This is a genomic window from Tumebacillus lacus (genome assembly GCF_026410385.1).
In the GTDB taxonomy this organism is placed as follows: Bacteria; Bacillota; Bacilli; order Tumebacillales; family Tumebacillaceae; genus Tumebacillus; species Tumebacillus lacus.
On sequence record NZ_JAPMLT010000001.1, the window covers coordinates 367,793 to 380,629 of the forward strand.

Consider the following 12,837-nt stretch of genomic DNA (forward strand, 5'->3'; position numbering starts at 1 on the left):
ACAAGTACCAGCGCGATAACCGCGCTGTTGTTTGAAACAGGTGGAGGGATATTGACGTGAGCACGAAAGCGAAGATCGCGACGATTGGTCAATACGTCGATCAAGAAGTTTTGCTTGAAGGCTGGCTGTGGAACAAGCGTTCGAGCGGCAAGATCGCCTTTTTGAATATCCGGGACGGTTCTGGCTTCATCCAAGGCGTCGTCGCCAAAGAAGACGTGCCGGAAGAGCTGTTTGCGCTGGCAAAAGGCCTCTCCCAAGAGACCTCGATCCGCGTCACCGGCAAGGTGCGCGCCGAAGAGCGTTCGCCGATCGGCTACGAACTGACGGTCACCGGCATTGAAGTGGTCTCCCGCACGGAAGACTATCCGATCACCCCGAAGGAGCACGGTGTCGACTTCCTGCTCGACCACCGTCATCTGTGGATTCGTTCCCCGCGCCAACGGGCGATCCTGAAGATCCGCGCAGAAGTCATCAAAGGCATGCGCGACTTCTTTGACAAAAACGGGTTTACCCAGGTCGATCCGCCGATCCTGACCCCGTCGTCGGCAGAAGGCACGACCAACATGTTCCAAACCGAATACGTAAACGGCGAAAACGCCTACCTGTCCCAATCCGGCCAGCTCTACATGGAAGCGGCTGCGATGGCGCTGGGCAAAGTGTATTCCTTCGGCCCGACCTTCCGCGCCGAAAAGTCCAAGACCCGCAAGCACATGAACGAGTTCTGGATGATCGAGCCGGAGATGGCGTACGTCGAGCACGCGGAAAACATGCAGATCCAAGAGGCGCTGGTCAAACACACGATCAAGCATGTTCTGGACAACTGCCCGCAAGAGCTCAAAGCGATCCAGCGCGACACTGCGCCGCTGGAGCGTGTCGTAAACGAAAAGTTCCCGATCATCACCTATGCGGAAGCGGTCAAGATCCTGCAGGAGAAAGGCCATGATTTCCCGTACGGCGAGGACTTCGGCGCACCGCACGAGACGGAGCTGACCAACCACTTCGATCTGCCGGTGTTCGTTGAAAAATGGCCGGCCAACATCAAGGCGTTCTACATGCAGCCGGACCCGGAAGACAACTCGGTCATCCTCGGCGCCGACTTGCTCGCTCCGGAAGGCTACGGCGAGATCGTCGGCGGCTCGCAACGCATCCACGACTACGAGCTGATGAAAGAGCGCTATGCGGAGCACGGCTTTGACGAGTCGTACAACTGGTACCTCGAACTGCGCCAGTACGGCTCCGTGCCGCACTCCGGCTTTGGCATCGGTTTGGAGCGTACGATCGCGTGGATCTGCGGCATCGATCACATCCGTGAGACGATCATGATCCCGCGTACGCTGTACCGTCTCTACCCGTAAATTCAGACCTTTTTTAAACGCGAAAGGGCAGGAAAATTACCTGTCCTTTTTGTGTTTTTAGGTGCCTTTCAAAACGGCAATCCTGTGTTATACTAAGACGCGACCTGAGATAGAGGGGGAGATGGAATGGCTGAGAGACCACGAGAAGACAACGCCGTGACGATGCTGATGACATCCGGCTTTCTCGCCATACCGAGCATCCTATTGCGCTCTTATAAACGCATTGGTCTCGGAGACGAAGAGATGATGCTGCTCTTGCACCTGATCGATTTTCGGCAACAGGGCATCGGACTGCCGACACAACGCGAATTGGCCGAGCGGATGATGATGCCGGAAGCGATGATCGCCAGCACGATGAACGTCCTGCTGCGCCAAGGCTTTCTCGCCATCGAGGACGGGGTCGGCATCGGCCAAGAGTCGTACGATCTGCGCCCGCTGTATCATAAATTGAACGATCTGTTGACTCCCAAGCGTCCGCCTGTCAACTCCTTGCAGATCCTCGAGAAAAAGGAGACGGGCGTCTTCGAACTGTTCGAGCAAGAGTTTGGCCGTCCGCTGTCACCGCTCGAGTATGAAAAGATCGTGCGCTGGCTGGACGAAGACCGTTACCAAGAAGAGATCATCCGCGAAGCACTGCGCGAAGCGGTGCTCTCCGCAAAGTTCAATTTTAAATACATCGACCGGATCTTGTTTGAATGGCAAAAGAACAACATCCGCTCTCTGCAAGAGTTGACCGCGTATCGCGAACAGTTTCGCAACCGGCTGTCCGGCCCCCGCAGCGGCGGTCCGGCCAACGCGAAAGGTCAGCAGAATCGGGGACGCGAAAAAGCTCCGGAGAAGATCGAGCCGGAGCAAGAAAACAAATATGATGCGTTTTACCGCTTGTACGGACGCGAGACCTGAGGAGACTCAGGTCTTTTTTTCTTGATAAAAAATCGATCAGGCCCTCAGGAGTGTTTGTGCGGCAGAACTTCATAGGCCGGCTGTTGATCGGCTGCCGTGCGGCCGGGGAGACGGATGATCCGGGAGACCCGTGCCGCGATCAGACGGGAACTGTGATACGTGAAGCGCACCAAACGGTACAGCGGACGCAGCGGACGGAAGGAGTCAAACACCACATAGCGATGTTTGGACATCGGGCGCTTTTGGTCTTCTAACAAGACGAGCGACATGACGAGCACCTCCTTTCGCGGGATGTTCTTATCCCTACGCAGGGGAACGCTTGTTTGATGCGTGTAAAATAAAAAGTGTGAATTGTGAAACGGAATCATTATCGGTGAAAAAAATTTGCAAATCCTGATCGTTTCTTGAAGGACATTGTCATTCATTGTCGAAATGGACTGTACTGGTTTGTAAACCAGATTTATTTAGGGGTCTGTCTCTGGTGTTTTCTTATCGTTTACATCAGCAGTTGGATTTTCAAAAAACTTACAATCAAGCGGACGCCGGCGGGGGGCTGGCGTTGCAGCTACGGAGGGGTATGAAAATGAGAGACAAATTTGTAATCGACATCGACAAGGTGAACCAAGTGGTTGCTTGGCAAATCAAGGACAACCTGACTGTCGAGGACGTGGCGGAAGCTTCGACCTTGATCAAAAATGCGTTTGCACAACTGGAAAAAGGCAAGATCAAGGTGTTGGCCGACAACCGCCTGATGGTGAAGAACGGCCACCCGATCGTCTTCCGTCCGGAAGTAAACGCAGCTTGGGAAGAACTGCAGAAGTGGACGATGAGCTATCTGGAGAAGGTCGCGGTGCTGTGCAACGGCCCGCTGATGAAGATGCAGATGGACCGCGTTGCAAAGAACAGCGGCATCTTCCAATTCTGCAAACACAGCTGGGATGACGACGCAAACAAGATGAAGGAAGAAGCGTATGCATTCCTGGAAATCAGCAGCAATCGCCTGCTGGATGTCGCTTAACAGACATAGCATACAAAACCAGAGACAGGCACGACGAAAGAAAGCACCGGTGACAGGGATCACCGGTGCTCTCTTTGTGTTGCTCTCTTGTCATTTGTTAACCTGCGATGTTGTTGCCGCCGTTGGAAGCGGTTTTCAGGCTGTTCAGGTACTCTTGGCCTTTTTTCGCGTCGTACTGACGCTCCCACTTGGCGACGACGACGGTTGCCAGCGAGTTGCCGATGACGTTGACGACAGTGCGCATCATGTCGAGGATGCGGTCGATCCCGGCGATGAAGGCGAGGCCTTCGAGCGGGATGCCCACCGAGCCGAGGGTGGCGAGCAGGACGACGAAGGAGACGCCTGGTACGCCGGCGATGCCTTTGGAGGTCACCATCAGGACCAGCACCAGCGTGATCTGTGCGGTGATCGACAGGTCGATGCCGTACATCTGTGCGATGAACAGAGCTGCGATGGCTTGGTACAAGGTGGAGCCGTCCAAGTTGAACGAGTAGCCGGTCGGGACGACGAACGACGTGATCGATTTCGGTACGCCGAATTTTTCCATTTTCTCGATGATCTTCGGCAGGACACTCTCCGAGGATGCGGTCGAGAAGGCGAGGATCAACTCGTCTTTCAGGATCGTGAACATCGAGAAGATGGAGATGCCGGAGATCTTGGCCACGAGTCCGAGCACGACGAGGACGAAGAAGAACATGGCGCCGTACACGACGAGGACCAGTTTGCCCAGCGGGATCAGCGAGGCCACGCCAAATTTGGAAACGGTCACGCCGATCAGCGCAAAGACGCCGAACGGAGCGAATTTCATAATCGTGTTGGTCACCCAGAACATCGCATCGGCGACGCCTTGGAAGAAGTTCAGCACCGGCTTGCCTTTTTCGCCGATGGCCGCAACGCCCAGACCAAACATCACAGAGAAGAAGATGATCGCCAGCATATCACCTTTCATCAGCGATTCGAAGATGTTTTTCGGTACGATATTGACGAATGTTTCAGCAAAGCCGTGGCTTTTAGTCTCACCGGCTGTGTCTACATACTTTTGAATATCCGATTGGGTCAGGGCGTTCATGTCGATGCCTGCACCGGGTTGGAACAGATTGGCGATCACCAGACCGAGGATGATCGCAACGGTGGTGATGATCTCAAAATAGAGAATCGTCTTCAAGCCCAGTCGGCCCAGTTTTTTGATATCCCCCGCGCCGGCGATGCCGACGATCAAGGTGGAGACCACAATCGGGACGACGATCATTTTGATCAGGCGAATGAAGATATCGCCGATTGGCTGCAGGTAGGTCGCCACCGCCGGGTTGCCGTAGAAGATGGCACCGACGAGGATACCGAGAGTCAGACCGATCAAGATTTGCAACGCCAGTCCAAATTTGAATTTCTTTTTCATGTTAGATTCACCTCGCGAGTTGCGTACGTTCTACCAGTTGTTTGATCTATACGAGACATTGAGTAACTATACTACATACCCGACTGTTATGCTAGGATAAGTTTTTGCCTTGGCACCAGAGGAAAAAAAGGGGTATAATAAAGGGATGTAATTTTTGGAACAACTGTCAGCCAAGTGAAAGCGGGGTAGTCATCATGGAACATCTATTGAACAAGCGCGTGCAAGAGATTCAGATCTCGGGGATTCGCAAGTTCTTCAATAAAGTCGTCGAATTTCCGGATGCAGTCTCGATGACGATCGGGCAGCCTGACTTTCCGACGCCCCTGCATATAAAGGAAGCGGCCAAAGCGGCCATCGATCACAATCGCACCTCCTACACTCACAACGCCGGTTTGCTGGAACTGCGTGAGGCGGCGGCACGATTTGTGCAGAGCCGGTATGATCTGACTTACAATGCCGAGGATGAGGTGATCGTCACGGTCGGCGCGAGCGAAGCGATCGACATCGCGCTGCGCACGATCTTGGAAGAGGGCTCGGAAGTAATTCTGCCAGGTCCGGTCTATCCGGGCTATGAGCCGATCATCAAGCTGTGCGGCGCCGTGCCGGTGCATGTCGACACACGCCAAAGCGGATTTCGCGTCAACGCGCAGATGATCGCCGAGAAGATCACCGACAAAACGCGCTGCGTGATCCTGCCGTATCCGAGCAATCCGACCGGCTGCGTCCTTGATGCACAGACGTTGCGCGGGATCGCCGATCTGCTGCGGGACAAGGAGATCTTTGTGATCTCCGACGAGATCTACAGTGAACTGATCTATGGGGAACGGCACCAGTCGATCGCCCGGTTGCCGGGAATGCGGGAGAAGACGATTGTGATCAACGGTCTGTCAAAGTCGCACTCGATGACCGGCTGGCGGGTGGGGCTGGCGTTTGCGCCGAGCTATATCGCCCGTCAGATGATCAAGGTGCATCAGTACAACACCACCTGTGCGTCGTCGATCTCACAGTTCGCGGCGTTGGAAGCGCTGACGAACGGTGCGGACGACGCGCTGCCGATGCGGGAGGAGTACAGACAGCGCCGGGATTACGTATACGACCGTTTGGTCGCGATGGGGCTGGATGTGGTCAAGCCGGACGGGGCGTTCTACATCTTCCCGTCAATTGAAAAGTTTGGCCTGCCGTCGTTTGAGTTTGCCATTCGGATGCTGGAAGAGGCCCGTGTAGCGGTCGTGCCGGGCGATTCGTTCTCTTCGTACGGCGAAGGGTACGTGCGGTTGTCGTATGCGTACTCGATGGAGCAGTTGGAAGAAGGACTGAATCGCATGGAGAAATGGATCAGCGCCAGGACTTGAGTTTCACATCTTTCGAAGCGACAGGTGGTTTTTTGAGGATGACGGAGTGGGAAGGCAAAGAATTTCATGATGAGACATTTTCCGGCGACGATCTGACCGGCTTTACGATGCGGGATTGCCGATTTTTCAATTGCAACTTTCGCGGTGTCAATCTTTCGGAGGCGGCCACAGAAAAATGTTTGTTTGCCGGATGTGATTTCAGCAACGCGACGATGAACGGATCGATGCATGACGGGTCTGCGTTCACGAACTGCATCTTCAAAGGAGCCAGCCTGTTTGTGTCGCGGTTTGTCCGCTGCAAGATGACCGGCTCGGATCTGACGGAGACAAATGTCGGCGGCGCGCATTTCGAAGGCGGCGATTGGTCGTATGCCAATCTGCGGATGCTCGATCTGAAAGCGCAGAAGTGGCGCGGGGTACAATTAAAAGAAGCGGATCTGTACGGAGCCAATTTGGAAAAGACAGATCTGCGCGACGCCGATCTGACCCATGCGATCCTCGACCGGGCGCGGTTGAAAGGGGCCGACCTGCGCGGTGCGCAGACGGAGGGCGTCAACTGGACGGCGGTGGACATGGCCGGGGTCAGAATCGACATCGGGCAAGCGTTGGAGTTTGCTCGTGCGTTCGGTGCGAAAGTGGAGTAGAGAGACAGGAGGGATTCTCCGTTCATGCATGAGATACAAGAACAAGCAAATCGCCGCGAACGCGCGGTGCTGGTCGGTTTGAAACTGGCGCGGGATGAGGAAGAGATCTGGGCGATGGCGTTTGAGGAACTGCAAGGTCTCGTCGAGACGGCGGGGGCGGAAGTGGTCACGCATGTGACGCAAAACCGCCAGTTGCCCGATAGCTCTACCTATGTCGGGCGGGGCAAGCTGGAAGAGCTGAAGGCGATCATCGAAGAGCTGGACATCGATCTGGTGGTATTTGACTCGGAACTGTCGCCCAAGCACGTGCGCAATCTGGAAAATGCGCTGCGCCCGTGCCGCGTGCTGGACCGGACGCAGATCATCCTCGATATCTTTGCGATGCGGGCGAACACGCGCGAGGGTAAGCTGCAGGTCGAGTTGGCGCAGCTCAACTATCTGTTGCCGCGTCTGGCCGGTTCGGGACTTGGTGCCGGGCTGTCGCGACTTGGCGGCGGTATCGGGACGCGCGGTCCGGGTGAGACGAAGCTTGAGACCGACAGACGGCACATTCGCGGCCGACTGCTGGAGTTGACCCGCCATCTGGAAGAGGTGCGCAAACACCGCCATCTGCATCGCCGCAGCCGGAAAAAGCACGAGGTGCCGGTGATTGCGTTTGTCGGTTACACCAACGCAGGCAAATCGACGCTGATGCGGGCGATTGTCGAGCGGTACGGCACGGGGAGCAAAGAGGTGTCGGAAGGGCGCGACCGTTTGTTCGATACGCTGGACACGACGACGCGTCAGGTGCGGTTGCCGGATGGCAAGACCTCGATCTTCTCCGATACGGTCGGCTTTATCCAACAACTGCCTCATGCGTTGGTGCGGGCATTCCGCTCGACGCTGGAAGAGACGGCCGAGGCGGATCTGATCGTCCATGTGGTAGATGCCAGCCATCCGAACTTTGATGTGCAGATGGACACGGTCTATCACGTGTTGCAGGAGTTGCAGGTGCTCGACCGGCCGATCCTGACGGTGTTCAATAAGATCGACCGGGTGCCGGGGACTTGGTTTGGCAACGACCCGAACTCCACGGCGACGATCCGCGTGTCGGCATTGAACGGCGACGGAGTGGCCGATATGATGGAGAAGGTCGATGATCTGGTCGGCGTCCGCTCGCTGATCATCAAAGCGGTCGTGCCGTACCAAGAGAGTGCGCTGGTCGCTCGCCTGCATCGGGAAGCGCGGGTGTTTGAAGAGGAGCACCGCGAGAGTGGCACCTATCTGCGCGCCGAAGTGCCGCAGCGGCTGGCAGACGAGTTGCGTCCTTATTTGGAAGAGGAGGCGCGTGAGCAAAAGCCGCCGAAACCGGCGCAAAAGATCGTGTTCGACGTGACCGACTCGACGCTTCAGTAGGAGTAGGAGGGAACGGGAGCATGTTGTGGGTGTTGTATCTGGCGGCAATTGTGGCGGCCAATCTGTCTGTGGCCTATTTCGGTCCGCAGTCCACGATCATCAACGCCTTTTTGTTCATCGGGCTGGACATCACGATGCGGGATGTGTTGCACGAACGCTGGCAAGGCCGGCGTCTGTGGATCAACATGGCGTTGCTGATCGGGGCAGGCTCGATCCTTTCGTACCTGCTCAACCGGGACGCGGCCAGCGTGGCGATGGCGTCGTTTGCGGCGTTTGCACTGTCCGGAGCGGCCGACACGGTGGTGTATCAACTGATGCGCCGCTTTCCGAAGTTCGCCAAGGTCAACGGTTCGAACGCCGTGTCGAGCGCGGTCGATTCGGTGGTGTTTCCCACCATCGCGTTCGGCTCGTTTTTGCCGGAGATCGTGATCGGTCAATTTTTGGCCAAGCTGTTCGGCGGCTATGTGTGGTCGCTGCTGCTCGACCGACTGTGGTGGGGCAAAAAAAGAAGCGCCTGAGGGGGAGACCCTGCAGGCGCTTCTTTTTCTATAAAGACAAGACTCATCAAGACGTATCCTCTCCGCAAAGGGTACACGCCCTGTTCGAAATCTGTGGTATGATGACAAAAGAGGTTCCAATAGATAGGAGAGAACGTGCTTTGTCCTTGTTGCAATTGATCAAAGACCCTGCTTGGCAAGCGACGGCTGCCAAGATTGAAGCGAAGATTTCAGATCGTCTGCGTCAGATCGACGAGACGGTCCTGTACAACCAAGCCAAGGTGTTGGAAGCGTTCCAGGACGAGCAGGTGGCCGACTTCCATTTTGCCTCGTCGACCGGCTATGGTCACAACGATGCGGGGCGCGAGACGCTGGAGCGCGTCTATGCGAAAGTGTTCGGAGCGGAAGCGGCGCTGGTGCGGCCGCACATCGTCTCCGGCACGCATGCGATCTCCTTGGCGTTGTACGGCGTGCTGCGCCCTGGAGACGAACTGCTCTACATCACCGGCAAGCCTTACGACACGCTGGAAGAAGTGATCGGCGTGCGCGGCGAGGCGGGAGAAGGCTCGCTGGCGGAGTTTGGTGTAAGTTTTGACTCGGTGCCGCTGCTGGAGGGCAAAGTCGATTTTGCCGAGGTGGCGAAAAAGATCAAGCCGAACACCAAGATGATCGGCATCCAGCGGTCGGCCGGCTATGCGTGGCGTCCGTCGTTCACCGTCGAGGAGATCGGCGCGATGGTGCGCTTCGTCAAGGAGATCAAGCCGGACGTTGTCGTGTATGTTGACAACTGCTACGGCGAATTTACGGAAGACCTGGAGCCGACGCAGGTCGGCGTCGATCTCGCCGTCGGTTCGCTGATCAAAAATCCGGGCGGTGGCCTCGCGCACAGCGGAGGCTATGTCGTCGGTCGCGCCGATCTCGTACATCGCGCCGCGTGCCGTCTGACCGCGCCTGGCATCGGGGCAGAGCAAGGCGCAATGCTCGGCACGAACCGTACGCTGTTCCAAGGCTTCTTCCTCGCGCCGCATGTGGTAGGGGAAGCGTTGAAATCGGCAGTGTTCGCAGCCGGGCTGTTTGAAGAGATCGGTCTGGAGACGCACCCGTCCTCGCAGGCGCGCCGCACCGATATCATCCAAGCGGTGCGGCTCGGCTCCCGCGAGCGGCTGATCTCGTTCTGCCAGTCGATTCAAGCGGCCGCGCCGGTCGACTCGCATGTCAAGCCGGAGCCGTGGGCGATGCCGGGCTACGCGGACGAAGTGATCATGGCGGCCGGAGCGTTCATTCAAGGCTCGTCCATCGAGCTGTCGGCCGACGGTCCGATCCGCGAACCGTTCGTCGGATTTTTGCAGGGCGGGCTGACCTATGCGCACGGTAAAGTGGCGGTGCTGTCTGCTGTCGCTTCTCTGAAGGCACGCGGGCTGCTCGACTGACATAGTAAACAGGGAAAAAGACCATGCTAGGGGTGACATCATCGCCAAGCATGGTCTTTTTTCATCTGAAAATTATCGTGTCAACTTTCCTTACACGCGTTGACAACTAATAGTGACGCGCATATAATGAGGGTGTACCAAGGAAAGGCGATGATGAACATGAACGATGAGATCAGACGTAATCTCGCCCTGTTCCCCATCGGGATCGTTCAGAAACTCACCGAGTTGAGCGCCCGGCAGATCCGGTATTACGAAACGCACGACTTGATCCGCCCAGCGCGAACGGATGGGAATCAACGGCTGTTCTCTTTCAATGATGTGGAGAGACTGCTGGAGATCAAGCAACTGATCGATCAGGGCCTGAACATCGCCGGCATCAAAGCGGTCGTCGGTGCTGCCAAGACCACGTCCGATCTGTTGCCGGAGAGCGAGAAAGAGCAGGCGAAAAAGGCTGCTCAAAAGCTCGAAAAGGACCTGTCCGATCGGGAAGTGCGCGAGATGTGGAAAAGGGAAATGGTGCGCAGACCGAGCATGCCGGGTGTTAACACCTTCAACGCCGGTGATCTGTCGCGCTTCTTCCACTAAATATATAAAGCCTGAGTCCGAGATCTTCGTGACGGGGCCAAGGAGGAGAAAAACCAATGAACCGCAACTACACGGCTGACGACATCCGTCGTCTGGCAAAAGAAGAGAACGTCCGTTACATCCGACTGCAATTCACCGACCTGCTCGGGATCATCAAGAACGTCGAGATCCCGGTCTCTCAGCTCGACAAAGCACTGGATAACAAAATGATGTTCGACGGCTCCTCCATCGATGGTTTCGTCCGCATTGAAGAATCTGACATGTACCTCTACCCGGACCTGTCCACCTGGCTGATCTTCCCGTGGGAGATCGAAGAAGGCCGCAAAGTGGCGCGTCTGATCTGTGACATCTACATGCCGGACGGCACCCCGTTCGCGGGCGACCCGCGCGGCATCCTGAAAAAAGCGATGGAAGACGCTCGATCCCTTGGCTTCACCCAGTTCAACGTCGGCCCGGAGCCGGAGTTCTTCCTGTTCAAACTGGATGACAAGGGCAACGTCACCACGGAAGTCAACGACCAAGGCGGTTACTTCGACTTGGCACCGGTCGACCTCGGCGAGAACTGCCGCCGTGAGATCGTTCTGACCCTGGAAGAGATGGGCTTTGAAGTCGAAGCTTCTCACCACGAAGTGGCAGTCGGTCAGCACGAGATCGACTTCAAATACTCCGACGCTGTCACCGCAGCAGACAACATCATGACCTTCAAGCTGGTTGCTAGAACGATCGCTCGCAAACACGGCCTGCACGCGACCTTCATGCCGAAGCCGGTCTATGGCATCAACGGCTCGGGCATGCACTGCAACATGTCGCTGTTCAAAGGCAACGAGAACGTCTTTGTTGACGAGTCTGATGAACTCGGCCTGTCCAAGACGGCAAGACACTACCTGGCGGGCATTTTGGCACACGCACGCGGCTTCGCTGCGATCACCAACCCGACCGTCAACTCCTACAAGCGTCTGGTACCGGGCTATGAAGCGCCGTGCTACATCGCTTGGTCGGCGAAAAACCGTTCGCCGCTCGTCCGCATCCCGGCATCCCGCGGTCTGTCCACCCGTGTCGAAGTTCGCAACCCGGACCCGGCTTGCAACCCGTACCTGGCACTGGCTGCGATGCTGCAATCCGGCCTCGACGGCGTCCGCCGCGAACTGCCGCTGGCAGCACCGGTCAACCGCAACATCTACGTGATGGACGAAGCAGAGCGTCTCGAAAACGGCATCCTGTCGCTGCCGTCTTCCCTCAAGGAAGCGATCGACGAACTGCTGGCTGACGAACTGCTCCTGAAGACCCTCGGTGAGCACGCTGTCACCCACTTCGTTGAAGCGAAGCAAATCGAGTGGGATATGTTCCGCACCACCGTCACCGAGTGGGAACGCAACCAGTACCTGACCACCTACTAAGAATCAGAAATGAAACAAGACCCCGTCCTTGCGACGGGGTCTTGTTTCATTTCTGTTAGATAGAAAAAGCCCGTCGGAGACGGGCAGGGGAGACAGAATCGATCAGTCGACGTTGCGGAAGACGCCGATGACTTTGCCGAGGATGGTGACATTGTTGTAGCGCATCGCGTCCATCGTCGGGTTTTCCGGCTGGAGGCGAATGTGGTCCGCCTCGCGGAAGAATCGCTTGACGGTCGCTTCATCGTCTTCGGTCATCGCGACGACGATCTCGCCGTTGTGCGCGGTGTTTTGTTGACGGACGATCACGAGGTCGCCGTCGAGGATGCCGGCATCGATCATCGACTCGCCGACGACTTCCAGCAGGAAGACGTGGGAGTCGCCGACAAAGCGGGACGGCAGCGGGAAGTAGTCGTCGATGTTTTCGACGGCGGTGATCGGAATGCCTGCGGTGACACGGCCGACGATCGGCGCCATGATGGTCGAGTATTCAAAACGGGACTGCGGCGCGTCCAGGTCGTCAAGCACCTCAATGGCGCGCGGCTTGGTCGGGTCGCGGCGGATCAGACCCTTTTGCTCAAGGCGGGCAAGATGTCCGTGCACGGTGGAGCTGGAGGCGAGGCCGACTGCTTCGCCGATCTCACGGACGGACGGCGGATATCCTTTGTCCCGGACTTCACGCTTGATGTAGTCGAGGATCTCCTGTTGTCGCTTGGATAATTTCAACATCTATAACACTCCCTCACGAGATTCCGATGATCGAAAATATGTTCGCAATTTGATTTGATGAAATTATACCACGGATGGTAATAGAATACAAACATGAGTTCCTATTTCTCTTGACAGGAACATACATTCGCCATATGAT

General features: G+C 56.5%; 13 protein-coding genes. 10 read left to right on the forward strand and 3 right to left on the reverse strand.

Annotated features, from left to right (window positions below; translation table 11 throughout):
* Positions 1-56 precede the first annotated feature (56 nt).
* On the forward strand, positions 57-1,355 hold the full coding sequence (asnS, locus tag OS242_RS01940; RefSeq protein ID WP_267149971.1) for an asparagine--tRNA ligase: 1,299 nt from the start codon (positions 57-59) through the stop codon (positions 1,353-1,355).
* 126 nt (positions 1,356-1,481) lie between these two features.
* Positions 1,482-2,258, forward strand: a complete 777-nt coding sequence (locus OS242_RS01945) for a DnaD domain-containing protein (RefSeq protein ID WP_267149972.1) — start codon at positions 1,482-1,484, stop codon at positions 2,256-2,258.
* 44 nt (positions 2,259-2,302) lie between these two features.
* Here OS242_RS01945 and OS242_RS01950 read toward each other — a convergent pair whose 3' ends face one another.
* On the reverse strand, positions 2,303-2,527 hold the full coding sequence (locus OS242_RS01950; RefSeq protein ID WP_267149973.1) for a hypothetical protein: 225 nt from the start codon (positions 2,525-2,527) through the stop codon (positions 2,303-2,305).
* A 314-nt stretch (positions 2,528-2,841) separates the two neighbouring features.
* Here OS242_RS01950 and OS242_RS01955 point away from each other — a divergent pair, with 314 nt between their 5' ends.
* Positions 2,842-3,276 (forward strand): hypothetical protein, encoded by a 435-nt coding sequence (locus OS242_RS01955; RefSeq protein ID WP_267149974.1) that lies wholly within the window; start codon positions 2,842-2,844, stop codon positions 3,274-3,276.
* Positions 3,277-3,373: 97 nt separating this feature from the next.
* On the opposite strand, the gene gltP is transcribed toward OS242_RS01955, so the two are convergent.
* A complete protein-coding gene (gltP, locus tag OS242_RS01960) occupies positions 3,374-4,672 on the reverse strand; it encodes a glutamate/aspartate:proton symporter GltP (protein ID WP_267149975.1) in 1,299 nt (432 codons plus the stop codon).
* Positions 4,673-4,866: 194 nt separating this feature from the next.
* Here gltP and OS242_RS01965 point away from each other — a divergent pair, with 194 nt between their 5' ends.
* The 7 genes from OS242_RS01965 (at position 4,867) to glnA (ending at position 11,972) form a co-directional block, all read left to right on the forward strand.
* On the forward strand, positions 4,867-6,024 hold the full coding sequence (locus OS242_RS01965) for an aminotransferase A (protein ID WP_267149976.1): 1,158 nt from the start codon (positions 4,867-4,869) through the stop codon (positions 6,022-6,024).
* 38 nt (positions 6,025-6,062) lie between these two features.
* The gene (locus OS242_RS01970; RefSeq protein WP_267149977.1) at positions 6,063-6,668 is read left to right on the forward strand and encodes a pentapeptide repeat-containing protein; all 606 of its coding nucleotides are present in this window, start codon (positions 6,063-6,065) and stop codon (positions 6,666-6,668) included.
* A gap of 24 nt (positions 6,669-6,692) precedes the next feature.
* The gene (gene hflX / locus OS242_RS01975; protein ID WP_267149978.1) at positions 6,693-8,063 is read left to right on the forward strand and encodes a GTPase HflX; all 1,371 of its coding nucleotides are present in this window, start codon (positions 6,693-6,695) and stop codon (positions 8,061-8,063) included.
* 20 nt (positions 8,064-8,083) lie between these two features.
* Entirely contained in the window at positions 8,084-8,581 is a 498-nt protein-coding gene (locus OS242_RS01980; protein ID WP_267149979.1) for a VUT family protein, read from the forward strand.
* A gap of 146 nt (positions 8,582-8,727) precedes the next feature.
* The gene (locus OS242_RS01985; protein WP_267150411.1) at positions 8,728-9,990 is read left to right on the forward strand and encodes a methionine gamma-lyase family protein; all 1,263 of its coding nucleotides are present in this window, start codon (positions 8,728-8,730) and stop codon (positions 9,988-9,990) included.
* A gap of 159 nt (positions 9,991-10,149) precedes the next feature.
* Positions 10,150-10,575 (forward strand): MerR family transcriptional regulator, encoded by a 426-nt coding sequence (locus OS242_RS01990; protein ID WP_267149980.1) that lies wholly within the window; start codon positions 10,150-10,152, stop codon positions 10,573-10,575.
* 56 nt (positions 10,576-10,631) lie between these two features.
* Positions 10,632-11,972: a type I glutamate--ammonia ligase gene (glnA, locus tag OS242_RS01995; RefSeq protein WP_267149981.1), complete on the forward strand. Its 1,341-nt coding sequence runs from the start codon at positions 10,632-10,634 to the stop codon at positions 11,970-11,972.
* 102 nt (positions 11,973-12,074) lie between these two features.
* Here glnA and lexA read toward each other — a convergent pair whose 3' ends face one another.
* Positions 12,075-12,698, reverse strand: a complete 624-nt coding sequence (gene lexA / locus OS242_RS02000) for a transcriptional repressor LexA (RefSeq protein WP_267149982.1) — start codon at positions 12,696-12,698, stop codon at positions 12,075-12,077.
* Positions 12,699-12,837: the final 139 nt, after the last annotated feature.